Source organism: Blautia sp. HA9023 (genome assembly GCF_056504095.1).
The window spans coordinates 230,001-256,012 of record NZ_JBWLUR010000010.1 but is presented as its reverse complement, the minus strand read 5'-3'; the positions used below and the strand labels follow the sequence as shown (position 1 = coordinate 256,012).

Sequence of the window (26,012 nt, the reverse complement as noted above, 5' to 3'; positions counted from 1 at the left end):
AGATGTGTCTGTGTATTTAGAATTATGTGAAATATTAGGCATCAGTCTAAATGAATTTTTGGCAGGTGAAGATATTGAGGTAACTAATGTAGAAAAAAAATCGGAAGATACACTGATACAGATATCAAAAGATAGTAGTCATAAACAGCGTTATTTAAAGAAGATTATTGCTGTACTTCTTATTGCTGTGGGAGTATTTGCTATTACTCTTGGAATCATGGTATGTAATAAATTGCGGCAACCACAAAATTATATAGAAGCAGTAGATCCGGATAGTGTAGAAATGAAAACGGCTGAATTGTTGTCCGGAATTGATGGAACCATGATGTTTCGATACAATTCAAAAGATACATTTCAGGCATTATACGTTTACTTGTCAGAATATCATTCTGGAAAACGAGTTTCTCATAAACGAGTTTTGGAACTTTCCTATGAGGACGTGAAATCTGCAAAAAATGGATTGATTGTCATCACTCCGGATTTTGATAATTTTACTGCAAAGCTTATTGCAGCAGATGAATATTCAAAATATATGACAGAAACGCCAATCTTGGAAGGTGTTGCAAACAGAGAATATTATGGAAGATCTGCGACCTCTATAGAGAACAAAAGCACGATAGAGTACGGAACAGAGCAAGGATTGGCAGCACTGATCTATGGCGAACAAGGAGTGAGTTCGTTGCCGATACAGGACATTACAGGAGAATACATAGATACAGATAATGAGTATATGTATTATTATTCGGCTGAGTTTGTAAAATAAGAATAGCAAAAGTGAGAAGAGGATATCACAAATCATTGTTTTGATAATTCGGTGGTATCCTCTTTGTGGATTTCAGAATTTGTTTCTCAGCTTTCGGTATTCTCTCGGCGAATATCCTTTCAACTTGTGAAAAAGTCGGCTGAAATAAAGCTGGTTATCATATCCGACAATCTTAGAAATCTCATTGATGGAATAAGTTGTTGTTTCAAGTAATATCTGAGCATTGTTGATGCGGATTCCCACAATGAATTGCATTGGTGTAGAACCGGTATATTTTTTGAAATTTCGGATAAACCAGCTGACACTCATGCCTCGTGAGGCAGCATAATCATCAATATTGATATTTTGATTGTAGTTTTCACTGAAAAAGGTAACAGCATTATCCATCTCATGATCAAGGTATTCATTTTTTAATATGTGCTCTCTTGTCAGTTCCCGGTGGAAACTGATCAGAAGATGACGTAGCAAAAGGACAAGCATTTCCTCATAATTGTCTTGACAGCGTTGCAGCTCGATAATGATACGCTTGAAAATTTGTTCATATTCATTAGATGTACCCACTTGAAAGACACGTTCTTTATCCGGAAATCCATATTGACGTAAGATATTTTTTACATTGCTTCCTGTGAAGTGAATCCAGTATACTTCTGTCTTATCTTCTCCGTAATATTCATATTTTTGGAGTTCTTTCGGTCTGTACAGTACAATGCTGCCGGCTGGAACAATCGTTTCATTATTTACATTATCAAAATGAAAATGCCCACAACCAGCAGTGATATATATAATCTGATAATCCAGACGACCCTTTGGACGGTAGGTCGGAAGTTTGGGATGTCTGGAAAGACGGTAAGTACCACAGCTACCGACAATCAGCGGACGACTTTTGTCTTTGAAATCCATATGTGAGTGGTTCAAATAACCGGTGTTCAAATACATAGGACAGCACCTCTTTTCGTACTTTTTATCATTGTATCATTTAGTGCATATTTTGTCTAATCCAATTCATAGACATATTTTGCAAATTAGGATAAGCTATATATAACATAACTAAGGAACGTAAACAAAAAGTAAAGTATAAGGTTTGCTTTAGGAAAACAAAGAACAAAAAAGTATATGTATTGGAGGAGAGTTATTTATGATCGTACCACGTTATTATGAAAATCTAAGCGTACTGCACGAAAACACAATGCCAGCCAGAGCCTATTATATTCCGGCATCCAGAAGAATGGATAACTTGGTGGAACACAGAGAAGAGTCAGATCGTATGCAGTTATTGAATGGAACTTGGAAATTCCAGTATTTTAACAGCATCTATGACATTCAGGATTCTTTCTTTGAGAAGAATTATGATACAGAAAATTTTGATGAGATTCAGGTTCCAAGTGTATGGCAGATGGCAGGATATGATACACACCAGTATACAAACATCCGGTATCCGTTTCCGTTTGATCCACCATATGTGCCACAGGACATTCCGTGTGGAGCCTATGTACATACTTTTGAGTACAGTAGAGATGAGAATGCGCCAAAATCTTTTTTGAACTTTGAAGGAGTAGACAGTTGCTTTTACGTATGGATCAATGGCTCTTACATAGGATACAGCCAGGTTTCGCATATGACCAGTGAGTTTGATGTTACCGATGTACTTCAGGATGGAACGAATACGGTGGCAGTGTTGGTAATGAAGTGGTGTGATGGTTCCTATTTGGAAGATCAGGACAAATTCCGTATGAGTGGTATTTTCCGGGATGTGTACATTTTGAAACGCCCAAAAGAGGCAATCAGTGATTATCATATTAAAACAAGAATTGAGGATATGCTTGCGAAAGTAGAAATTGAAATGAAATTCTACTCTCCGTTAAATGTAAAAATTTCGATTGAAGATAGAAACGGAGCAGTTGTAGCACTAGGAAGTATTGCTGAAGAAGGAACAGCTGTATTAGAAATCGCAAGTCCGGAACTTTGGAATACAGAAAATCCATATCTATATAAACTGATTCTTGAAACAGAGAATGAAGTAATTGTAGATCACATTGCATTAAGAAAGATAGAGATTAAAGACCAGGTTATTTATTTAAATGGACAGAAGATTAAATTCCGTGGTGTCAATCGACATGATTCTGATCCGGTTACTGGATTTACAATCAATCCGGAACAGATTACAACCGATCTTACGTTAATGAAGCAGCATAATTTTAATGCGATCCGTTCCAGCCACTATCCGAACGCACCATTTTTCTATGAAATGTGTGATAAGTATGGATTCATGGTAATAGATGAAGCAGATATTGAAGCTCATGGTCCATTTATGATCTACAGAAAAGAAGACACTGATTACAATCGGTTTAAACGATGGAATGAGAAGATTGCAGATGATCCGGTATGGGAAAAGGCAATCGTTGATCGCGTAAAACTCATGGTGGAACGTGACAAAAACCGTTTCTGTATTGTTATGTGGTCAATGGGAAATGAGAGTGCTTATGGCTGTAACTTTGAAAAAGCACTGGAATGGACAAAGAATTTTGATCCAGACCGTATCACACAATATGAGAGTGCAAGATACCGTAATTATGATGAAACATATGATTACAGCAATCTGGATGTGTACAGCCGGATGTACCCAGCGCTTTCCGAAATTCAGGAATATCTGGATAAAGATGGAAGCAAACCCTTCCTTTTGGTAGAGTACTGTCACAGCATGGGAAACGGACCTGGAGATTTTGAAGATTACTTCCAGATGATTCAGGATAATGATAAAATGTGCGGCGGCTTTGTCTGGGAATGGTGTGACCATGCGATTGCTCATGGAACTGCTGAGAATGGAAAGACTATATATGCTTATGGGGGCGACCATGGCGAAGAAATTCATGATGGCAACTTCTGTATGGATGGATTAGTATATCCGGACAGAACGGTACATACAGGACTTTTGGAATACAAGAATGTTTATCGCCCGGCAAGGGTTATTTCCTATGACAAAGAAAGCGGAGAACTGGTGCTTCATAACTACATGGATTTTGATGACTTGAAAGATTATGTGAAGATCAGTTATGAACTGACGCAGGACGGGCTTGTAATCAGCAAAGGTAAACTCCCAGAAGTTTCAGCAGCACCACACAGTGAAGGAAAAATAAACCTTAAAATCAATGTGCCAGAGAGTGGAAAATGTTATTTAAAATTTATTTACCATCTGAAAAAGGAATTGCCACTGTTGGATGAAGACCATATCCTTGGATTTGATGAGATCGAAGTAAGCCAGAAGGATGCCAAATGCCAGTTAGCAGAAAAATGGGTTGAAAAAACAGTGACGGATTCTGAATTACAGGTGAGTGAAGATGATACACAGATTCATATCAAAGGTCGTGAATTCGCATATACAATCGACCGACGGACTGCACTTTTTACAGAGATGAAATTTGCAGGTCGGGAATATCTGAACCACCCGATGGAATTAAATATCTGGAGGGCACCAACAGATAATGATATGTACATCAAGTCTGAATGGAAGAAAGCCCATTATGATAAAGCTTATACAAGAGCTTACACGACAGAGGTCGTGCAGGGAAAGCATGGTGTGAAAATTACAAGCCATGCATCCGTTGTGGCAGAGACAGTACAGAAGATTCTTGATGTGACGATTACATGGAAAATAGAAACTGCTGGAAAGATTGATGCAGATATTGCAGTAACAAAAGACGATGAATTCCCGGATCTTCCGAGATTTGGTGTGAGGATGTTCCTGGATAAAAAACTTTCAGCTGCACGATACTTTGGAATGGGACCACAGGAAAGCTATTGTGACAAACATCAGGCTGCGAGCCACGGTTTGTATCAGGCAAATGTAGATGATTTGCATGAGGATTATATTCGCCCACAGGAAAATGGAAGCCATTATGATTGTGAATATGTAGAGCTTAACAACAGCCGATATGGAATTGTGGCATCCGCAGAAAAGGCATTTTCATTCAATGCTTCTTATTATACGCAGGAAGAACTTGAGAAGAAAACGCATAATTATGAACTGACAGAATCAGATAGTGTAGTATTTTGCGTTGACTACGCATTAAATGGCATTGGTTCTAATAGTTGTGGTCCAGTTGTATTGGATCAGTACCGATTTGATGATGTATTATTCCGGTTTCAGTTTACACTGATACCGTATGTAAAGGGATAATAAAGTTTCATGTAACCCGTAAACAAGGAAAGAGAGTCTGATTGTTATGTAAAGTCCGGATATACAGAGCAATCAGACAAAAACAGAGAAAAAACTAGAATTAGACATCATACTCTGTTAGACATCTTGAAATTCTAAGTGCGATGAAGATGAGGAGCAAAGAAATTCGATGGAAGAAAAAAAGTATTTGAAATGGTATAACAAAATTGGATACGGATCAGGCGATATTGCAGGTAATGTAGTCTATGCGTTCCTGACATCTTTTATGATGGTCTATCTGACGGATTCAGTAGGACTTGCTGCAGGTGTCGTAGGTACCCTGATTGCCGTATCAAAACTATTTGATGGTTTTACGGATATATTTTTTGGATCAATGATTGACAAAACACACAGTAAAATGGGAAAAGCGAAGCCATGGATGCTATACGGATACATTGGTTGTGCCATTACGCTGGTCTGCTGCTTTGCAGTACCAGTCAGCTTTGGAACAACGGCTAAATACGCATGGTTCTTTATCTCTTATACACTGTTAAATGGTGTGTTTTATACAGCAAACAATATTGCTTACTCAGCACTTACGTCACTGATTACAAAGAACAGCAAAGAGCGTGTGCAGATGGGATCTTACCGTTTTATTTTTGCGTTTTCAACAAGTCTTCTGATTCAGGCGATTACAGTTGGATTTGTAGATAAATGTGGTGGAGATGCTGCGGCATGGAGAACGGTTGCTATTATCTATGCAATCATTGGTCTTGTCATAAATACGATTTCAGCACTTTCTGTTAAGGAACTTCCTGAGGAAGAACTTAACGAAGGAGAAGTAAAGGATGATAATGAAAAGTACGGAATGGTACAGGCATTCAAGCTTCTTGTTAAAAACAAATATTACATGATGATTTGTGGAACATATATTTTACAGCAGTTATATAGTGCCATGATTGGAGCGGGCATTTATTACATGACATGGGTACTGAAAAATAAGAATTTGTTTGGACAATTTGCATGGGCAGTAAATATTCCACTGATCATTGCCCTGATTTTCACACCGACATTAGTTGGTAAGTGGAAAGGTATGTATAAACTGAACTTAAGAGGTTATGTCTTAGCAGTCATCGGTAGAGCACTTGTTGTTGTTGCAGGATATATGGGCAGTGTTCCGCTGATGATGGCATTTACAGCTCTTGCAGCCTTAGGTCAGGGACCATGGCAGGGAGATATGAATGCAGTTATCGCATCCTGCTCTGAGTACACTTATCTTACACAGGGAAAGAGAATTGACGGAACGATGTACTCTTGTACTTCTCTTGGCGTAAAAATCGGTGGAGGTATTGGAACCGCTGTTGTTGGATGGCTGCTTGAGTTCAGTGGATATATCGGAACAAATGCAACTCAGCCGCAGTCTGCACTTGATATGATGCAGTTTATGTATCTTTGGCTTCCGTTAATCTTTGATGTATTGATTATGTTTGTACTTTCAAGAATGAATGTAGAAGATGCAAATAAAAAACTGAAAGCAGAAAAAGAAATTGCTGCAGATGAAGTAACAGATGCATCAGACATAAATTAGAATTGACAGGAGAAAGCGTTGTCTGGTCATTGCTCGATGAGACAGTGCTTTTTTCTATATATAAAGTGATTGAACTGTATTTTGAAAATAAAAAAGGACCACTTCATTTTTGTGAAATGGCCTTAAGAAAATATTCAGTTTTCACAAAATAGTCCTTTTAGTATTTATACATGGTAAGGATGCTCAAAATATTCAGTGTAGAATACTAAAAGGTCATTAAGATATTTTTTTAGGTTGCTCATTTGCAATTCCTCCTTTCCTTATTTACAAGTTGATTATAAGATAGGTGTAAAAGGATTGCTTGCCAAATCGAAAGAAGATATAGACAAATGTTGCAAAGGGGAGTATTTCATGCAGTTAAAATATGTCGACACAAAAGAGGAGATCATAGCAATAAATAGGAAGTCAAAACATATTGAACCACATCTTCATAATGCACTGGAGATCGTTTGTGTAACAAGTGGAGCATTAGAACTTGGTGTCGGACAGGAACTATACCATATGGAAAAAGGAGATATAGGCTTTGTATTTCCAGATGTTATTCATCACTATCAGGTACTGACACCCGGTGTAAATAAAGCGACTTATCTGATTGCATCGCCATTTACGATAGCCAAATTTGCAGATATCATGCAATCCATGGCTCCTGAATACCCAATCATCAAAGCGGAAAAGGTTGAACCGGAGGTATATAGGGTTATAAATGCAATTTTAGAGACAGAACAGTCGGATATTACTGTTGCACAGGCATATCTTCAAATTGTGTTGGCACGCTGCATAGGAAAATTAAATTTGGTAGAAAAGAGCAGTGTGGGGAGCAACGATCTTATTTACCAGACAGTTTCCTATATATCAGCAAATTTCAAGAAGAAGTTTTCGTTGGAAGAGATGGCAAAAGACCTGGGCGTGAGCAAATATGTTTTATCCAGACTCTTTTCCAAGACATTCCATAGAAACTTTAATCAATATCTTAACGATGCAAGGCTGAACTATGCATGCCATCGTTTGGAAAATACGAGTGATTCTATTACAAACATTTGTCTGGATAGTGGATTTGAAAGTCAGAGAACATTTAACCGAGTATTTAAAGAAAGATATAAAATATCACCGAGTGATTATCGGAGTATTTGTGTGAAAGAGATGTTGTCATAAAAGGTTCTGTTGATAGAAATATTTACTTTGATTTCACAGTACTATGTATTTGATTTTATGTGTGGATGATATAATATAAAAATATTTGTAGAAAATAGCGCTTTATTTTATTATGAAAAGAGTAAGGTGTATTCTAAAGAAACAAGAAAGGCAGGGCGCATATGAACATGATAAAATCCATAATCGATTTTAATGAAAAAAAGGATTCATCTATGATATGGATGGTGTGATCTATCATGGCAATCAGATATTGCCAGGTGTTCCAGAATTCATCCAGTGGTTGCATGATGAAAAGAAAGAATATTTGTTTTTGACAAATAATAGTGGATATACACCACGAGAATTAAATCAGAAACTGGCTAGGATGGGACTTGATGTGCCAGAAGAACATTTTTATACCAGTGCATTGGCAACAGCCGCATTTTTAAAAGAACAGAAGCGTCCCCGATGTGCAGAGAAAACGCAGTCAATGGATAGAAACTGTATCTGGTGCAAATGCAGAACATCAAATATATCTCGATGAAAGCGGTATTAATACAAACCTCACAAGACACTATGCACATGCAGTACATGGGAAACGTGCCATGGATGCTACTCCGATCAACACGCCTGCCGGAACAACTGTTTTGTCATCCATCCGGCTTAACGGCAGTCTGGTATATACGACATACCAAGGTGGAACAACTGCACAGCGATTTCGTGAATATATGGGAAAACAATTGATACCGAGCCTTGAGAAAGACGATGTTGTAATCATGGATAACATGCGTTCTCATCATGCCAAAATAGTGACGGAACTTTTAGACAAGGCAGGGATCTCCTATCTATATTTGCCACCATACAGTCCAGATTTGAACCCTATTGAAAAAATGTGGTCAAAAATGAAATCCTTTCTCAGAAAGAGGAAAGTCCGTGTTGCTGCTGAACTACCTGAGGCTGTAAAAGCGGCCTTAAAAACAATAAGTACGAACGATTGCAAAGGGTGGTTCCGCGCATCTGGAATTTGCGTTAATTAAGAGGATAGCTATAGATATCAAAGTTTTACAAATGATCATGGGACATAGTGACATAAGCATTACAATGAACATATACAATCACGTAGATGCTGCAAGAGTACAGAATGAAATGAAAAAGCTTGAAAATGTAATGTAATAATCAGAGCCATTCCCTTTATTGGGCGTGGCTCTTTTATGACAATTTTTGTGACAAATAAAAGAAAATAGACGCAATCAGACGAAATATTGTTTTGTATGGAAATGCTGAAAATCCTTGTAAACAAAGGGTTCTTGATATATGATGAAACAAGTCGAGGCCCGTTGTTGCTTTTTGTGGCGAAAAGCGGTGGATGAATCATCCTGGTATATAATATAAGAAGAAACGGTAAAGCAGAGAATGTTCCTGTGACAGGCTTATGCTTGCCGTTTTTTTATTTCTGACGTTCCCATACCTGACCGATCGGGAAAGAAGGAGTGGATTCTGCGAGGAAGTCTTCCAGTGCATTTTCGAAGAATTCCACAGCTCGTTTACTGGTGGATTTTGGATATTTATGTTTGATTTTATAGCAAACACGGTTTGGCGGCGTGTTTTTCAGCTCACTGATAAAAAGAGGCCGGTAATGAGAAAGCTCCAGGATCACAGACTGTGGTGCGACCATCCAGTTTCCCGGCTTTTTCCAGAGACGGTCCAAAAGTGTGATGGTATCTGCTGCAATGTGAGGTCTGGATGCGGAGGAAAGCCAGCGGTCATGCCATATCTGATAATTGTCGTCCCAGCTTAAAAACAGCTCCAGGGATGGATCCAGCTCATCAGTATGTATTGCCGGAGCAGAAATGGCTGGCTGATCTGATTGTATCAGATAAAGCTTTTCTTCAAAGATTTTCTCTGTTATGATATTCTTGTAATGTAATTTGTGGTAGACAAATCCGATATCAATGCTGTGTTCTCCAAGAAGTCCGTAGAGCTCTGATGAGTGGTGGGATTCAATGTTCAGGTCCAGCTTGGTCTGTTCATTTAAGATCCTGTCATACAGAGGTGCGAAGACAGCAACATTCAGACTGTCTGTACAGCCGATGGTAAGCAGCAGGGAATCCTGGTTGCGCTGCAGTTCCATGGTTTCTTTCCAGAGAGACATCCAGCGTTCCGCAAGGATGATAAAATCAGTTCCCTTGGCAGTAAGTTCCACCTGTTTATGGCCTTTCTGGCGGATCACAAGGGGAAAACCAAGTTCATTTTCGAGGGAAGTAAGCCGGTGGCTGACAGTAGGCTGCGAAAGAAAAAGAAGATCCGCTGTACGCGTGATGCTTTTTGTGTTAACAATGGTGAGAAATGTTTCAATTTCAGCAAGATTCATATGATCAGCTCCTTTTCTTATGTATATCTATGGAAATAAAGAGAATTTCAAAACAATATAAAAATTATTTATATTATACAGAGAAATTATTCGTTATTCAATAGTAAGCTTGTATGATATGATAAATACAACTTAAAAAGAAAATCAAAAGAAGAGAGGTTTTCATATGTCATTAGGATGTAGAATCAGACGAAACTTTGAAAGACCGTCAAAAGAATTAGTAGAAGCATTCCGTGGAATTCCGGTTGCAAATATTGATGATAACTGTGGCAGAATCGCTGCTGTAGATTCCAGCATTTATCCGCTGAACCCGAAGGCAAGACTTCTGGGAACCGCATTTACAGTAAACGCACCGGCAGGAGATAACCTTCTGTTCCACAAAGCTCTGGATATGGCTCAGCCAGGAGATGTTATCGTTCTTGCAAATAAGGGAAGCATGAGCAGAGCACTTTGTGGTGAGATCATGAGCAATTATGCAAAATCCAGAGGAATCGCAGGAATCATCATCGACGGATGTGTTCGTGACAGCTACACATTAAGCCAGATGGATTTCCCGGTATATGCAAAAGGCATCACACCAAACGGACCATACAAAAACGGCCCGGGAGAGATGAACTTCCCGGTATCCTTCGCAGGAATCGTGATCAATCCTGGTGATATCATCGTAGGAGACTCTGATGGACTTCTGGCAATCAAACCAGATGAGCATACAGCAGAGCTTGCTGAGATTGCAAGAAACTATCATGCAGGCGAAGAAAAACAGCTTGAGGGAATCCTGACACGTGGTGAGTGGCCGCGTCCATGGGTTGATGAAGCTCTTAAAAAAGTCGGATTTGAATTTGTAGACTAACCGAATAAAAGATACATGCAGGAAGGTCTGTCACCACGTATGACGGGCCTTTTTGTCAAATAAAGAACGGAGGTATATCTGAATGGATGTGAAGTTCCTGATCGCAGGAGACAGAGCAGTTTCCGTTGAATTCGGCAGCGTGATCAGTCTTGAGGTAAATGCCAAGGTACGTGCGCTGGATGAAAAATTAAAAGAATCTCCAATTGAAGGCATGGTGGAAACAGTTCCTACCTACTGTGCGCTGATCGTACATTACCGCCCGGAGGTGATCCGTTATTCCAAACTGGTGGAAGAACTGGAAAAGAGAATTGCGGACATGCATGAAGTTTCCACAACAACGAAGAAGGTAGTAAAAGAGATCCCGGTTTATTATGGCGGCGAGACCGGACCGGATCTGGAATATTGCGCAGAGCTTGAGAATACCACTACGGAGGAGATCATCCGCAAGCATTCCCAGCATGAGTACTATGTATATATGCTTGGTTTTGCACCGGGACATCCGTATATGGCCAGATTTGATGAGCCGTTCAGCTTTAAGAGAAGAACTTCTCCGCGAGTGAAGATCCCGGCGAGATCCATCGTAGTTCAGCTGGCACTGTCTGATTTTATTCCTTTTGAGCAGCCTTGTGGATGGAATATTATCGGAAGCACACCTCTTGATATCTGCAATTTTGCAAAGGAAGATCCGTTCCTTGTACGTGCCGGTGACTGGGTAAAACATGTTCCTGTCACAAAAGCAGAGTATGATCAGATCCGAAGAGACGTGGAAAACGGTACCTATAAAGTGAAAACCTATACGCCACAGGATTGAGAACGGAGGTCATGATATGGGAATTACAGTTGAAAACGGCGGGATCCTGACCACTGTTCAGGACGAGGGAAGATTCGGAAATCAGGCATTTGGTGTTTCCACATCCGGTGCCATGGACCCGCGTGCTTTCCACATTGCCAATCTGCTGGTAGGCAATAAAAAAACAGAGGGTGCTCTGGAGATGACTTTTATCGGACCAACCCTTACTTTTACCAGTGATAATATCATAGCGGTGACAGGTGGAGATCTGACACCGATGCTGGACGGACAGCCTTTCCCGATGTATAAGGCAGTTCTTGTAAAAAAAGGCCAGAAGCTGATGTTTGCAGGTGCCAGAAACGGCAGTCGTGGATATATCGCTTTTGCAGGCGGTCTGGATATTCCCCTTGTGATGGGAAGCAAGTCCACACTTCTTCGTAACCACATTGGTGGTGTTGAGGGAAGAAAGCTGGAAAAAGGTGACACCATCGAGTTTACCGCACCAAGGACAGAGCTTCCGAATATGGAACTTCGTCAGGTTCCGGCGGAAATTTATCCTTCTGATGAGGTGGTTCTCCGTGTGGTTCTGGGACCCCAGGAGAATGAGTTTACAGAAGAGGGCGTCCGCAAGTTTTTCTGGTACAGCGGTACTATTACCAATGAGTTTGACCGTATGGGATGCCGTATTGAGAGAGAGCCGGTAGAGCATGCTGGTGATGGCAACATCAATACAGATGGTATTTCCATGGGATCGATCCAGGTTCCGTTAAACGGACAGCCGATCATTATGCTGGCTGACCGTCAGAGTACAGGCGGCTATCCGAAGATCGGTACTGTGATCACGGTGGATTTTGCAAAGATTGCCCAGGCCCGGCCTGGACAGAAGATCCGTTTTATTGAGGTGAGTCTGGATCTTGCCCAGGATCTGTATATCCGTGAGCTGAATGAGCTGAATGCTCTGGATGAAAGACTGAATTCAGATTGCTGATCAATCTGAATTCATGAGCAAGTAGCGAAAGCGGATTGCGAATATCCGCTTTACAGATTAATCATACATACCACAAAATTTTTTTAAGAAAGGTGAGTACGAATATGAAGATTGTTGTATTGGATGGCTACACAGAGAACCCTGGAGATTTAAGCTGGGACGCATTAAAAGAGCTTGGAGAGGTTACTGTTTATGACAGAACTTCCTATGAGGAATCCCCGCTGATCGCTGAGCGTATCGGAGACGCTGAGATCGTTATCATCAATAAAACTCCGATCTCCAAAGAGACAATTGACAAATGCCCGAATATCAAGCTGATCGCTGTTCTGGCTACCGGCTATAATGTAGTGGATTACAACTATGCAAAAGAAAAAGACATTCCGGTTGTAAATGTGCCTACCTACGGAACCCAGATCGTTGGTCAGTATGCTCTTGGCCTTCTTCTTGAGATCTGTTCTCACTATGGTCATCATGATGAGACTGTTAAGGCTGGTAAATGGGAAAATAATGCAGACTGGTGCTACTGGGATTATCCGATGATCGAGCTTTATGGAAAGACTGCCGGTATCATTGGCCTTGGTAGAATTGGACAGGCTACTGCCAAGCTTCTGAATGCGCTGGATATGAAGGTTCTTGCTTATGATGCTTATCAGAGTGAGGCTGGCGCAAAGCTTGCTGAGTATGTTTCTCTTGACGAGCTGTTTGCACAGTCTGATGTGATCTTCCTTCACTGCCCGCTTTTCCCGGAGACAGAGGGTATGATCAATAAAGAGAATATCGCGAAGATGAAGGATGGTGTTATCCTTATCAACAACAGCCGTGGTCAGCTGGTTGTTGAGCAGGATCTTGCGGATGCTCTGAACAGTGGCAAGGTTTATGCTGCTGGTCTTGATGTTGTTTCTACTGAGCCGATCAAAGGGGATAACCCGCTTCTTAAGGCTAAGAACTGCATCATCACTCCGCATATTTCCTGGGCTGCGCAGGCTTCCAGACAGAGAATTATGGATATTACGGTTGATAATATCAAGGCTTTTCTGGCTGGTAATACAGTTAACAGAGTTAATAAATAAGTATTTTTCGATGTTTCGATTTCCTATGTATGATGTGTGAGGGAAAGGCGGCTGTCTCGGTTTGGGGTGGCCGTCTTTTTCTGTGCATGGAAGGAGTGTGCGCAGGGTGGAAGGAGCGTACGCTGGGATGGTGGAACGAACGTACGCCGGGGATGTGACATCGGTTCGGGCAGGGCTCCGTCGGCGGATACTGCTAAGGCTCCGTGAATCGGCTAAAATCATTGTGCCAGGGGCTGAACTCGCCTTCGGCTCAAACAGCAGCCCCTGGCACAATAACGCCGATTCCCGCAGCCCAAGCAGTATCACACCTCCTCCACAGCAGCCCGAACCGATGCCACATCCCCGGCTGAAACTCCAACCGCAAGGGACGGAAGCGGACGTTTGCGTCCTGTCCTGAATTGTGAAAACGTGGCTGTATCGGCATAACGCCTCACATGCAACACCGAAGAATACAGCAACCAGTTCGGCACAGCGTCCCACGTCCAACACCGAAGCATACAGACAAAAGTCAACACCCTCCCGTCCTCCACAACCAAGAACTCCTTAAAAAAGGCCCAGGGGTGTGCAGAGGGGCGCGGCCTTGTGCCCCTTTGCGGTTTCCTTTTTCACAAAAAAATAGCCCCTACATCTCAAAGATATAAGAGCTAAATTCGCTGGATGGAGAAGGATTCGAACCTTCGAAGGCGGTGCCAACAGATTTACAGTCTGCCCCCTTTGGCCACTCGGGAATCCATCCGTGAACAACAAGTGTATTATATATAACATTTTTTAAAATTGCAAGCTTTTTCTCAAAAAAAATAAAATTCTCACAACACCAGCATTTTTGGCAAAACACTGGACTTACCAAAAGAAATCTGCTATTATGAGTACGGTTGGATATAAAGGACACGGTTCTTTTCCGTATCCTAATACAGGTTAGGAGGATTTTATCATGTTAGTAAACGCAACAGAAATGCTGAAAAAAGCAAAAGCAGGCCATTATGCAGTTGGTCAGTTCAACATCAACAACCTTGAGTGGACAAAAGCTATCCTTCAGACAGCTCAGGAGCTCAACTCTCCGGTTATCCTTGGTGTTTCCGAGGGTGCTGGTAAATATATGACAGGTTATAAGACTGTTGTAGGTATGGTTAACGGTATGATGGAGGAGCTGAACATCACTGTTCCGGTTGCTCTTCATCTTGACCACGGCAGCTACGAAGGATGCCTGAAATGTGTTGAGGCTGGTTTCTCTTCCATTATGTTCGATGGATCTCATTATCCGATCGATGAGAACGTAGCTAAGACTAAAGAGCTGGTTAAGATCGTTGCTGAGCACAACATGTCTCTTGAGGCAGAGGTTGGTTCCATCGGCGGCGAGGAAGACGGTGTTATTGGTATGGGCGAGTGTGCTGATCCTAAGGAGTGCAAGATGGTTGCAGATCTTGGAATCAACTTCCTTGCAGCTGGTATCGGTAACATCCACGGAAAATATCCGGCTAACTGGAAAGGCTTAAGCTTTGAGACTCTGGATGCTATTCAGCAGCTGACAGGAGATATGCCGCTTGTTCTTCACGGTGGTACAGGTATCCCGGCAGACATGATCAAGAAAGCAATCAGCCTTGGTGTTTCCAAGATCAATGTTAATACAGAGTGCCAGCTTGCATTTGCAGAGGCTACACGTAAATACATTGAAGAGGGTAAAGACCTGCAGGGTAAAGGATATGACCCACGTAAGCTTCTTGCACCTGGCGCAGAAGCAATCAAAGCTACTGTTAAAGAGAAAATGGAGCTTTTCGGATCTGTCAATAAAGCATGATGAATCGAAAATAATATATGAAAGAAGCCGGAATGGGAGCAAGCCTGTTCCGGCTTCTTTTTTCATGATAAAATGTCAATATTTTCACTATATAAAAAAATCAACATGTTTCTTGGTTTTTTTATATAGTGAAAATGACCTCTTCGATTTACAATAACATCAAGTTAATCGAGAAGCTGATTTGAAGCTTATCGGTCAGAGATATGCAAAAGGGACGTTTTAAGCATATCTTCAGAACAAGTTGAATATCATTTAAGGTAAAGGAGAGGTACGATTATGAGAATGAAAAAAGCAACAGCATTTGGTCTTGCAGCATTAATGGCAGCTACCATGATCCCGGCAGTTCCGGCTATGGCAAAGGGGGATGACAGTGAAGGTTCTGTTTACTATCTGAACTTTAAACCGGAGCAGGCAGATCAGTGGTCAGACCTGGCAAAGAAATACACCGATGAGACTGGTGTACCGGTTACCGTTGTTACAGCTGCTTCCGGAACTTACGAGTCTACTCTGAAATCAGAGATGGCCAAGGATGAGGTTCCGACACTGTTCCAGGTTAACGGACCGGTTGGACTTGCATCCTGGAAGGATTATTGCTATGACCTGAAGGACAGCGATGTTTACAAAAATGTAGAAAGCGATGATTTTGTACTGAAGGATGACAGCGGTGCAGTTGACGGTATCGCATATGTAATTGAAACATATGGAATTATTTACAACAAAGCGCTTCTTAAGAAATATTGTGAGATGGATGGCGCTGTGATCAAGTCTGCAGATGAGATCAACAATTTTGAGACATTAAAGAAGGTTGCAGATGATATCCAGGCTAAGAAAGATGACCTTGGAGTTGACGGTGCATTTACTTCCGCAGGCTTTGATTCTTCCAGTGACTGGCGCTTCAAGACACACCTTGCAAACCTTCCAATCTATTATGAGTACAAAGAAGACGGAATCACATCCACAGATGCGATCAAAGGGACCTATCTTGACAACTTCAAGAACCTGTTTGACCTTTATATTACAGATTCTACCTGTGAGCCAAGCCTTCTTTCCAGCAAGACTATCGATGATGCAAATGCTGAATTTGGTCTTGGAGAGGCTGTGTTCTATCAGAATGGAACCTGGGCTTATGATAACATCAAAGATAACGAAGTAGCAGACGAGGATATGGGAATGCTTCCAATCTATATTGGTGTAGATGGTGAAGAGGACCAGGGACTTTGCACAGGCAGTGAGAACTACTGGTGCGTAAACAAAAAAGCAGATGAGAAGGATATCCAGGCAACTCTTGATTTCCTCAGCTGGGTTATCACAAGTGATGAAGGAAGAGAATCTATAAGCCAGGAAATGGGATTTACAACACCATTCAAGACCTTTGATGAGAATTATGAGTCCACAAATCCGCTTGTAAAAGCAGCCGACGAATATGTAAAAGCTGGTAAAACTCCGGTTTCATGGAACTTTACAACCATGCCTTCTGAAGAGTGGAAAAACCAGGTCGGCAGTGCAATGCTTGAGTATGCACAGGGTACCGGCGAGTGGGATGCTGTGAAAACTGCATTTGTTGACGGATGGGCAAAAGAGTACAAAGCAGCAAATGAAGGCTGATAAGGTATAACTGAAACGTGATCACGAAGGGGTGGGCGGTTTCCGCCTGCCTCTTTCAATGAAGGGAGGATGCGTAAAGTAGGGAAGGATGCATCCTCAGGAGAAAGGAAGAGAGAAAACATGCCAGAATAAGATGATGAAAAAGTATTTTCCGGTTTTTGTCCTGCCTACCCTGCTGGCATTTACCATTGGATTTATCGTTCCCTTTATCATGGGCGTGTATCTTTCCTTCTGTAAATTTACCACAGTAACGGATGCAAAATTCGTGGGATTACAGAACTATGTGAAGATTTTTACTGAGGATGGAACCTTTGGACATGCATTATGGTACACCACCGCATTTACGGTTGTATCAGTAGTTCTGATCAATGTGATCGGTTTTGCAGTTGCGTTGCTTCTGACCAAGAAGATCAAAGGAACCAATATATTCCGTACCGTATTTTTTATGCCAAACCTGATCGGTGGTATCATCCTTGGTTATGTATGGCAGCTTCTGTTAAACGGTCTGCTTCTTCAGATCAATAAAACACTTACATATTCTTCTGTTTACGGATTCTGGGGCCTTGTGATCCTGATGTGCTGGCAGCAGATCGGATATATGATGATCATTTACATTGCAGGTATCCAGAATATCCCGGGTGAGCTGATCGAGGCTGCACAGATCGATGGTGCAAACAAAGGACAGCTTCTGAAAAATGTGATCATTCCTATGGTCATGCCGTCCATCACCATCTGTACTTTCCTGACACTTACCAACTCCTTCAAGCTTTTTGACCAGAACCTTGCTCTTACAAATGGTGAGCCTTCCAATATGTCAGAAATGCTTGCACTGAATATTTACAATACCTTCTATGGACGTACCGGATGGGAAGGTGTAGGACAGGCGAAGGCCGTGATCTTCTTTATCCTGGTTGGAGCAATTGCCATGATCCAGAATCGTCTCACAAGAAGTAAGGAGGTACAGCAGTAATGAATAAAAAAGTAAAATTCAGCGGTCTGTGGACTGCGATCCTGAGTGTGGTATCTGTTGCTTATATTTTTCCGATCCTTCTGGTTTTGATCAATTCTTTTAAGAAAAAAGCATACATCAGCCGTTATCCTTTTGCAATCCCGACGGATAAAATGTTCGTAGGTCTGGAAAACTATGTAAATGGTCTTACAAAAACTGGATTTTTCCAGGCATTTGGATGGACATTATTTATCACAGTATTTTCGGTTGCGGTAATTCTGCTCTGTACCTCCATGTGTGCCTGGTACATCAACCGTGTTACCAACACGCTGACAAAAACCATGTACATGCTGTGTCTGTTTTCCATGGTCGTACCATTCCAGATGGTAATGTTTACTCTTTCCAAGATCGCAAACATTCTGAAGCTGAATACTCCGTGGGGACTGATCATCATTTATCTTGGATATGGAGCAGGACTTGCGGTATTTATGTTCAGCGGTTTTGTAAAATCCATTCCGATCGAGATCGAGGAAGCTGCCATGATCGATGGCTGTACCCCGATCCAGACATTTTTTAAAGTAGTTCTTCCGGTTATGAAACCGACCTGTGTAACGGTTGCGATCCTGGAAACCATGTGGATCTGGAACGATTATCTTCTTCCGTATCTGGTACTTGATATCAAGAAATACAAGACTATTTCCATTGCCATCCAGTACCTGAAAGGTGGTTACGGAACCATTGATATGGGAGCAATGATGGGTGTTCTGGTACTTTCCATCATTCCGATCATTGCCTTTTATCTTGCATGCCAGAAATACATCATTGAAGGTGTGGTTGCAGGAGCGGTTAAGGGCTGACAAATCAGTTGAATAATGTTAAAATGAAAGAAAAACGGCCTGATCTGCGTGTCTTTACGTGGATCAGGCCATATTTGGCGAGGTGGGGAATGTACAGAGTTTTGGTGGTAGATGACGAAAAACTGGAACGGGAGGGAATCCGATTTCTTCTGTCCATGGAAGAAGGTGAATGGGAAATTTATGAGGCAGCCAATGGCAAGCTGGCATTAAATGAATTGAGAAAGCATCCTGTAGATCTGATGCTGACAGATATCAAGAAATGCCCCATATGGATGGTCTGGAGCTTTCAAAAAAAGCAAGGGAGGAATATCCGGATCTGGAAATTATCATTTTCAGCGGTTATGGAGATTTTGCTTTTGCCCAGGAGGCGATCCGTTATGGTGTGACCGATTACGTGCTGAAACCGGTGGATCCGGACCGCTTTCATGACACCATACAGAAAATTCAGAAAGAGATCGCATCACGGAAAAATAAAGAGCAGCAGTCCATAAAAGAAAAAAGTTTTCTTCAACAGTATTTTCTTCAGAGTTATCTTTATTCTGGTGACCGGGAACGTCTGAAAGAAGCGGAAGGGATTGTGGATTTTGCCATCTGGGAGCAGTGGCACTGTGCAATCCTTATTGAATCCGATGAATCTTTTTTTGATTCTGCCAGTGATGAGGTGCCTCTTGAGATCCAGGCAGAACTTCGCCGGTCTTTTTTCTATCTGAATCTCAATGGCCGTCAGTCCCTGCTTCTTTTTAAAGATGTGTACTGCGATTATACCCTTGTGGCAAAAAATGTCTACAGTCTTCTGAAACGCCTTCATCCTGCCCGTTTTCACCTGGCTGTAAGCCGGCGTTTTGACGGATACCGGGAACTGCCGGGGATCATGGAACAGCTGGAGCAGCAGATGGAAGAGAAATTTTATCATCCGGACATCCATATTTACACCAGCGAGGAAGAAGAGGAAAAAAATACCGGAGAGGAAGAACAGGATTCCAGACTGATGGAAAAAATTTCAGAAGATATTTCCAGAAAAGATGTGAAACAGCTGTGGAGCCATTTTCACAGCCTGGCATCCAAATATCAGTCCAACACCCAGTTTTCTGCCATGTATGTGAAATTTGTTTTTTCCAATGTAATACGGGAACTGTTTCAGGAGAACCGTTTTGCGGGAGAGCACAGGCTGGATCTGGAAGTGGATCATCTGTATGGCTGTTCGACCATTCAGGAGATCATTGAAGTTACGGAGAAAAATATCCGCCAGTACGAAGCGTTTCTGGAGCGTTCCATGAGCGAATCAAGAGATGAGGTGGCAGCAGTGAAAAATTATATCTACAATCACTATGCGGAAGATCTCAATCTGGAAACCCTGGCGGAAAAAGTATATCTTTCTTCGGGCTATCTCAGCTTTATTTTCAAAAAAGAAACCGGAATGAACCTGAACCGTTTTATCCGTGTGTTCCGCATGGAAAAAGCCAAGGAACTTCTCTGCACTACCAATATGAAGGTAGCCATGGTCAGCGAGAAGGTAGGATTTGCCAATTCTTCGTATTTCTGCCGGAGCTTCCGGGAATATTACGGAAGCAGCCCGGAATCCTACAGGAAAGGAAACAATGAGGATGAAGAGGCTTCTGAAGAAGTATAACGATATGAAATACCGGTACAAGCTGACCATTCTTCTTGTAGTGGTTTCTCTGGTACCGATGACTGTTCTTGCGCTTTACAGCCACAGCCGTATGAGCAGTCTTGTCCGGAAGAATGAGATGGAAGATATGTATTCCATTCTGGAACAGACCCGGGAAAATATTGACGGGCAGATTGAGATTTATGCCAGTCTTCTGAATTATCTTACTTATTCCCCGGAGATCCAGGAGGTGATCCAGAATAAAGACATGGACCGTTATACTGCCTATGAACAGTATACGGAAGTGGTGGATCCGCTGCTTACAGTGCCAAAATCCTATCACGAAGCGATTCTTGGGATTCAGCTTTTTGCGGAAAGCATTCCCGTGCGTCATGAATATACCCTGGCTCCGCTCTCGGAAGTAGAGGGGGAATGGTGGAGTGACAAACTGGATGACAGTGTGACAGTTCAGTGGATCGTGGACCGGGACAACCGCCAGATCGCAGCAGTCCGGGAAATTTACGATGGGAAGACGCGGGAAGCTGTTCTCTGTATTACGCTGGATTATGGAAAAGTATTCCGTCCTCTTGCCAATATTATTGAACGGAATTCCGGCGGCCTTGTGGTAGATAACCGCCAAAATATCGTTTATCATGGAGAAAACCTTGCAGCCAGTGATATTTCCGCACAGAAAGAAACCGGAAAAATGCTGGACCGTCTGCGGGAAGAATATACCTATGTCAGCAGCAGCGGCCATGAGACAAGGTGGACATATTATTTTTACAAGCCGCCAGCAGTGATCGAGAGTTCGGTTTCCAAAGTGCTGATCAGTGAGATTCCGCTGATCGGATTTTGTGTTGTGATCATTATCGTACTGGGAATGACGTTTTCCACATTGTTCACCAGAAAGATCGAGCAGCTTACCAGAAATATGGAACAGGTGAATCAGGGAAGCCGTGAAGTTACAGTTTACAGTGATTCCAGAGATGAAGTGGGACAGCTGGTAAGAAGTTTCCGGCATATGATGGATGAGATCAATCGTCTGATCGAAGAGGTTTATGAAAACAAGATTGCTTTGAAAGAATTTGAGCTGAAAGCCCTGACTGCTCAGATCAATCCGCATTTTCTTTATAATTCTCTTTCTATTATAAACTGGATGGCAATTAAAAGCCGACAAAAGGAGATCAGCCGTGTGACCCTGGCATTGTCTACGTTTTATCGGACTGCATTGAGTAAAGGGGCGGATATGGTGACTGTGGAAAACTGTATCCGGAATATCGAGGCGTATCTGGAAATCCAGCTGATCATGCACGACAATGATTTTAAAGTGGAGTGGAGCGTTGATCCGTCTGTGCAGCAGGAACTGGTTCCGAAGCTTGCCTTGCAGCCTATCGTTGAGAATGCGCTGGAACATGGGCTGGACGTGAAGGAAGAAGGAGAAAAGATCCTGAGGCTTTCTTTCTTTGAAGAAGCGGGCGATGTGGTGATCCGTGTGGAAGATAACGGAATGGGCATGGAACAGGAGCAGGCAGAGAAACTGATCACCTATCAGGCAAAAGGCTATGGTCTTAAAAATGTCAATGACCGTATGTGTATTTTATATGGAGAGGATTATGCCATCCGGATCCTGAGCAAAGTAGGGCAGGGAACAAGAGTGGATATGAGGATTCCGAAAGAGGTGAAAAAAGATGAGACGTAGTCCGAGAAAAACGTTGCTGTTTTTTAGTGCGATACTGATCTTGACACTTCTGGCGGGGTGTTCTTTTGGGACCGGGGGAACGAAAAAAACAGACGGAGATGTTTCATCTGTAAAAGACCGTGAGAATTGGGATATAGCGGAAACTTCGCCTCTGGGGAAATATCCGGAGCTTGTAACCTATACACTGGGACAGATGAAGGGAACCAATAATTCCAATCTCCCGGAAGGGCAGACTTATGAAGATAATGCTTATACCCGGTATCTGAAAAAGACATTGAATGTTCAGAATAAGAATATTTTTATGGAGAGCGAGGAGCGGTACGACGAAGCTCTGAATATCCTGGTCAAAGACCGGAATCTTCCGGATATTTTTCTGGTATCGGACAGGGAGACTCTGGAAGAACTGGTTGAAAATGATCTGATCGAAGATCTGACGGAAGTATACAAAAGCTGTGCTTCCGATAAGATACAGGAGATGTATGAAAGTTATGGAAAAGAGCTTCTGGCATCTGGAACATTTGACGGGAAGCTGTTTGCGCTTCCGGAGACTGCGATTGATGACGGATCGCAGCTTTTGTGGCTGAGGCGTGACTGGATGGAACAATTGGGAGTGAAAGAGCCGAAGACCCTGGACGAGGCGCTTTCTGTGATCCGTGCGTTTCAGGAGAACCGGATGGGGGCAGAAGAGGGCGAAGATCCTGTGGGCCTTGTCTGTGATCCGGGTCTTGTGGGTACGGTCAGTACCAGTTATTCGGTGGACTCTGTGTTTGAAATGTTCGGTGCGTATCCCCAGCAGTGGATCAAAAATGCAGATGGAGAAATTGTCTATGGATCACTGACGGAGGAGACAAAAGAGGCTCTGGGGTATTTAAGAGAGCTTTATAAGCAGGGGATCCTGGATCCGGATTTTGCACTGCGTGCACAGAATAACATCCGGGATCTTGTGGTGAATGGAAAGTGCGGGGCGTTTTTTGGCCTCTGGTGGACTCCCAATAATCCGCTTATGGATGAGTATAGGAAGAATAAAGAGACTGACTGGGAACCGTATTATCTGACTGCAGATGCAAAACGGACGGTGGAAGTGTATTCTACGTTCTGGGACAGTAAGTATGTGGTTGTACGTAAGGGATATGAACATCCGGAGATCGTGATGAAGATCCTGAGCGTGCTGTTTGATTATTCCAGGTATGAAGCGGAGGATGCGGATGAGGTGAACAGTTATTTTGCCCTGAACGTGGATCCTACAGCGCGTCCGCTGATGATCAATGTGGATTATAATGAGGCTACTTATATGGTGACGAGGCATATCCGGGAGGCGCTTTACAGTCCTGGTGATGCAAAGACGAGAGAGGATCTCAGTGCCATTGAGGTTTCTTATTTTGATGCCTGCAGGGAGTATCTTGGTGCAGAGGTGCCTTCGGTGGAGGCCTGGGCTGCGTATAAGTCCAGGATTTCAGCGGTTGGGCTTCTGGTGGATGCGAATTATCATGCTCCGGAGAAAAAGTATCTTGGGGATGGTGACGGGGAGATTCCTCAGACGTTGCGTTCATTGGAGAAGAAGGCTTTTATTCAGATTATTATGGGGAAAAAGCCGGTGAGTTCTTTTGATTCTTTTGTGGAGGAATGGTATCGTAAGGGTGGGGACAGTCTTACGGAACGGGTGAGGAAAGGAATTATGATTTGTGAGAAATGAGATGGTGTACAGATGCTTTTTGTGAGGTGTGGTGAAAAACTTGACAAGGTGTTGCGGGGTCTTTAATATAAAAGTGACAGGGACAGTCAGTGGTGTGGATGCGCGGATGTCTGTTGACTGTGACTTTTGATATTGGAGGTAATAATATGAAGCAGTGTATGGACTCGGAAAATATTCACAGGAGACTTAAGAAGATTGTTGGTCAGGTTCAGGCAATTGATCGAATGGTGGATGAGGATATTCCGTGTGAGGATATTTTATCTCAGATCAATGCGGCGAAGTCGGCTTTGCATAAGGTTGGACAGGTTGTGCTTGAGGGGCATATCCAGCATTGTGTGAGAGATGGTATTGAGCATGGGGATGCGGATAAGACGATTGAGAATTTTACTAAGGCTGTGGAGAGGTTTGCGAATATGAAGTAGGGGATTTTTTTGCTGGGGTGTAGGGCTTTTGGTTGTGTGAGAGTTTGCAGGGAGTGTGCGGAGCTTCCTGCTTTTTTTGTGGCTGGAGGGACGCTGTCGGGGGAACTGCTAAGGTTCCGGAAGGTGGAGAGAAAGGCGGACGCCAGAGGGAGAGGATATCGGCCCGGGCAAGGACTCCGTCGGGGGATACAACTAAGGTTCCGTGAGATGGCTAAAACCATTGCGGCAGGGCCAGAACTCGCCGCTGGCTCAAACAGCCGACCCTGCCGCAATAACGCCCTCTCCCGGGACCTAAGTTGTATCACCCCTCCTCCGCAACAGCCCGAACCGATATCCTCTCCCTCTGGCTGACACTTCCAGCCGGCAGGAAAAAAGATAAAACCCGGGCAGGGGACGGAAGCGGACGCAGGGCGTCCTGTCCTGGGATTGTGAAAGGGCAGCTGTATCGGCGTAGCGTCTCAGCGCAGATACCGAAGAGACCAGAAGAAGGATTGGAATAACGACTCATTATAAATATTGAAGAGTTTGGAAACCAGATTAGTATAACGTTCCACTGTAAATATTGAAGAATTCGGAAACCAGCTCAGTATACCATTCCACTATAAGTGCCGAAGAACCCAGGAACCCAGATCGGCACAGCGTCCCACTCTGAATACCGCAGCATACAGACAAAAGTCAACCGTGTTACACATCAAAGATGTAACACTCCTTTCCGTGCCCAACGGGGTGGGAGCGCGAGGGAGGGCGTTCGGGCTTCGGAACTTTGAGATCGCCTTCCCTCGCACTTACCGCATTGAAAATGCGACCGCCGTAGCGCCACCAGCGAATGGAAGAAGAAAAATTGCATCTTTAAGATAAACTTCCAAAAAATCCAAAAAAATTTGAATTTTATGGTTGACAAGCATAACTCCCAGTGGTATTATAACTGAGCTGTCGCAAATAATTGTTTTTGAAAAGCAAACAATTAAAAAAGATTTCAGAAAAATGAAATTCACAGTTGACAAAAGACAGAAGATATGATAAAGTATCCAAGTCGTCAACAAAACGACAACAAAATCTTAACTCAAAAATGTTTGAAAAAACTTGAAAAAAGTACTTGACAAACAAAAAGAGATGAGATAAAATAAACGAGCTGCCTGAGAGACAGAACGAAAAAACCTTGATAACTAAACAGTGAAACACATACGATTCTCGAAAATTTCTTTACATTTAAAGAACGGTTTAAACAAACCAAAAGCAGTAAAAACGAGAGATAGCCAAACGGTTGTCTTGAGTGATCGAATCAAACACTTCTTAAGCCTCTGGCTTAATCAGTGTGAACCGCAATCAAGTTGATGCGAGCATCACTGGATTGCTGACACATTTTATCAGAGAGTTTGATCCTGGCTCAGGATGAACGCTGGCGGCGTGCTTAACACATGCAAGTCGAACGGGGATTATTTCATTGAAGCTTCGGCAGATTTGGCTTAATCCTAGTGGCGGACGGGTGAGTAACGCGTGGGTAACCTGCCTTGTACAGGGGGATAACAGTCAGAAATGACTGCTAATACCGCATAAGCGCACAGGACCGCATGGTCCGGTGTGAAAAACTCCGGTGGTATAAGATGGACCCGCGTTGGATTAGCTTGTTGGTGGGGTAACGGCCCACCAAGGCGACGATCCATAGCCGGCCTGAGAGG

Annotated in this window: 21 protein-coding genes, 1 tRNA gene, 1 rRNA gene and 1 pseudogene (1 of these 24 only partly in view); 21 read left to right on the top strand and 3 right to left on the bottom strand. The window is 42.7% G+C overall.

Annotation, left to right across the window (positions count from 1 at the left end):
• Window positions 1-10: 10 nt before the first annotated feature.
• Window positions 11-763, top strand: coding sequence for a transcriptional regulator (locus AC04Q6_RS16695; protein ID WP_243866330.1), 753 nt, complete (start codon window positions 11-13; stop codon window positions 761-763).
• Window positions 764-835: 72 nt separating this feature from the next.
• On the opposite strand, the gene AC04Q6_RS16690 is transcribed toward AC04Q6_RS16695, so the two are convergent.
• Window positions 836-1,699, bottom strand: a complete 864-nt coding sequence (locus AC04Q6_RS16690) for an AraC family transcriptional regulator (protein ID WP_476389786.1) — start codon at window positions 1,697-1,699, stop codon at window positions 836-838.
• Window positions 1,700-1,898: 199 nt separating this feature from the next.
• Between AC04Q6_RS16690 and AC04Q6_RS16685 the strand changes: the two genes are divergently transcribed.
• The 6 genes and pseudogenes from AC04Q6_RS16685 (at window position 1,899) to AC04Q6_RS16660 (ending at window position 8,808) form a co-directional block, all read left to right on the top strand.
• Entirely contained in the window at window positions 1,899-4,937 is a 3,039-nt protein-coding gene (locus tag AC04Q6_RS16685) for a glycoside hydrolase family 2 TIM barrel-domain containing protein (RefSeq protein WP_476389785.1), read from the top strand.
• A 169-nt stretch (window positions 4,938-5,106) separates the two neighbouring features.
• Window positions 5,107-6,504, top strand: coding sequence for an MFS transporter (locus tag AC04Q6_RS16680; protein WP_110102505.1), 1,398 nt, complete (start codon window positions 5,107-5,109; stop codon window positions 6,502-6,504).
• Window positions 6,505-6,855: 351 nt separating this feature from the next.
• Window positions 6,856-7,656 carry a helix-turn-helix transcriptional regulator gene (locus AC04Q6_RS16675; RefSeq protein ID WP_119247974.1) on the top strand — a complete coding sequence of 267 codons (801 nt, stop codon included), beginning with the start codon at window positions 6,856-6,858 and terminating at the stop codon, window positions 7,654-7,656.
• Window positions 7,657-7,817: 161 nt separating this feature from the next.
• Window positions 7,818-8,092 (top strand): annotated as a pseudogene (locus AC04Q6_RS16670) (TIGR01457 family HAD-type hydrolase); the annotation flags it as partial.
• A 13-nt stretch (window positions 8,093-8,105) separates the two neighbouring features.
• Window positions 8,106-8,672 carry an IS630 family transposase gene (locus AC04Q6_RS16665; RefSeq protein ID WP_476389784.1) on the top strand — a complete coding sequence of 189 codons (567 nt, stop codon included), beginning with the start codon at window positions 8,106-8,108 and terminating at the stop codon, window positions 8,670-8,672.
• Complete coding sequence (locus tag AC04Q6_RS16660) at window positions 8,629-8,808, top strand: tyrosine-type recombinase/integrase (protein ID WP_442859961.1); 180 nt, start codon at window positions 8,629-8,631, stop codon at window positions 8,806-8,808. The genes AC04Q6_RS16665 and AC04Q6_RS16660 overlap by 44 nt, the downstream gene beginning before the upstream one ends.
• A gap of 274 nt (window positions 8,809-9,082) precedes the next feature.
• On the opposite strand, the gene AC04Q6_RS16655 is transcribed toward AC04Q6_RS16660, so the two are convergent.
• The gene (locus AC04Q6_RS16655; RefSeq protein ID WP_118062160.1) at window positions 9,083-10,006 is read right to left on the bottom strand and encodes a LysR family transcriptional regulator; all 924 of its coding nucleotides are present in this window, start codon (window positions 10,004-10,006) and stop codon (window positions 9,083-9,085) included.
• 166 nt (window positions 10,007-10,172) lie between these two features.
• Between AC04Q6_RS16655 and AC04Q6_RS16650 the strand changes: the two genes are divergently transcribed.
• From AC04Q6_RS16650 to AC04Q6_RS16635, 4 genes are all read left to right on the top strand, one after another.
• On the top strand, window positions 10,173-10,856 hold the full coding sequence (locus tag AC04Q6_RS16650; protein ID WP_021976156.1) for an RraA family protein: 684 nt from the start codon (window positions 10,173-10,175) through the stop codon (window positions 10,854-10,856).
• 82 nt (window positions 10,857-10,938) lie between these two features.
• Entirely contained in the window at window positions 10,939-11,667 is a 729-nt protein-coding gene (gene pxpB / locus AC04Q6_RS16645; RefSeq protein WP_021976157.1) for a 5-oxoprolinase subunit PxpB, read from the top strand.
• Window positions 11,668-11,683: 16 nt separating this feature from the next.
• The gene (locus AC04Q6_RS16640; protein WP_021976158.1) at window positions 11,684-12,634 is read left to right on the top strand and encodes a 5-oxoprolinase subunit C family protein; all 951 of its coding nucleotides are present in this window, start codon (window positions 11,684-11,686) and stop codon (window positions 12,632-12,634) included.
• Window positions 12,635-12,738: 104 nt separating this feature from the next.
• Window positions 12,739-13,704, top strand: coding sequence for a D-2-hydroxyacid dehydrogenase (locus tag AC04Q6_RS16635; RefSeq protein WP_021976159.1), 966 nt, complete (start codon window positions 12,739-12,741; stop codon window positions 13,702-13,704).
• Between the two features lie 654 nt (window positions 13,705-14,358).
• On the opposite strand, the gene AC04Q6_RS16630 is transcribed toward AC04Q6_RS16635, so the two are convergent.
• A tRNA-Tyr gene (locus tag AC04Q6_RS16630) sits at window positions 14,359-14,440 on the bottom strand.
• 195 nt (window positions 14,441-14,635) lie between these two features.
• Between AC04Q6_RS16630 and fba the strand changes: the two genes are divergently transcribed.
• The 10 genes from fba to AC04Q6_RS16580 form a co-directional block, all read left to right on the top strand.
• Window positions 14,636-15,499: a class II fructose-1,6-bisphosphate aldolase gene (gene fba / locus AC04Q6_RS16625; protein ID WP_118071041.1), complete on the top strand. Its 864-nt coding sequence runs from the start codon at window positions 14,636-14,638 to the stop codon at window positions 15,497-15,499.
• A gap of 276 nt (window positions 15,500-15,775) precedes the next feature.
• Window positions 15,776-17,104, top strand: coding sequence for an ABC transporter substrate-binding protein (locus AC04Q6_RS16620; protein WP_118071040.1), 1,329 nt, complete (start codon window positions 15,776-15,778; stop codon window positions 17,102-17,104).
• An 88-nt stretch (window positions 17,105-17,192) separates the two neighbouring features.
• Complete coding sequence (locus AC04Q6_RS16615; RefSeq protein ID WP_476389783.1) at window positions 17,193-18,074, top strand: ABC transporter permease subunit; 882 nt, start codon at window positions 17,193-17,195, stop codon at window positions 18,072-18,074.
• The gene (locus AC04Q6_RS16610) at window positions 18,074-18,910 is read left to right on the top strand and encodes a carbohydrate ABC transporter permease (protein WP_021650827.1); all 837 of its coding nucleotides are present in this window, start codon (window positions 18,074-18,076) and stop codon (window positions 18,908-18,910) included. Before AC04Q6_RS16615 ends, AC04Q6_RS16610 begins: the two co-directional genes overlap by 1 nt.
• 89 nt (window positions 18,911-18,999) lie before the next feature.
• A complete protein-coding gene (locus tag AC04Q6_RS16605; protein ID WP_476389782.1) occupies window positions 19,000-19,296 on the top strand; it encodes a response regulator in 297 nt (98 codons plus the stop codon).
• A complete protein-coding gene (locus AC04Q6_RS16600; RefSeq protein ID WP_476389781.1) occupies window positions 19,179-20,540 on the top strand; it encodes a helix-turn-helix domain-containing protein in 1,362 nt (453 codons plus the stop codon). The genes AC04Q6_RS16605 and AC04Q6_RS16600 overlap by 118 nt, the downstream gene beginning before the upstream one ends.
• Window positions 20,515-22,218: a sensor histidine kinase gene (locus tag AC04Q6_RS16595; RefSeq protein ID WP_118071038.1), complete on the top strand. Its 1,704-nt coding sequence runs from the start codon at window positions 20,515-20,517 to the stop codon at window positions 22,216-22,218. The genes AC04Q6_RS16600 and AC04Q6_RS16595 overlap by 26 nt, the downstream gene beginning before the upstream one ends.
• Window positions 22,208-23,911, top strand: coding sequence for an extracellular solute-binding protein (locus tag AC04Q6_RS16590; RefSeq protein ID WP_118071037.1), 1,704 nt, complete (start codon window positions 22,208-22,210; stop codon window positions 23,909-23,911). Before AC04Q6_RS16595 ends, AC04Q6_RS16590 begins: the two co-directional genes overlap by 11 nt.
• 146 nt (window positions 23,912-24,057) lie before the next feature.
• Complete coding sequence (locus AC04Q6_RS16585) at window positions 24,058-24,333, top strand: metal-sensing transcriptional repressor (protein ID WP_021976163.1); 276 nt, start codon at window positions 24,058-24,060, stop codon at window positions 24,331-24,333.
• A 1,364-nt stretch (window positions 24,334-25,697) separates the two neighbouring features.
• Window positions 25,698-26,012 (top strand): 16S ribosomal RNA (locus tag AC04Q6_RS16580); it runs 1,215 nt beyond the window's last position.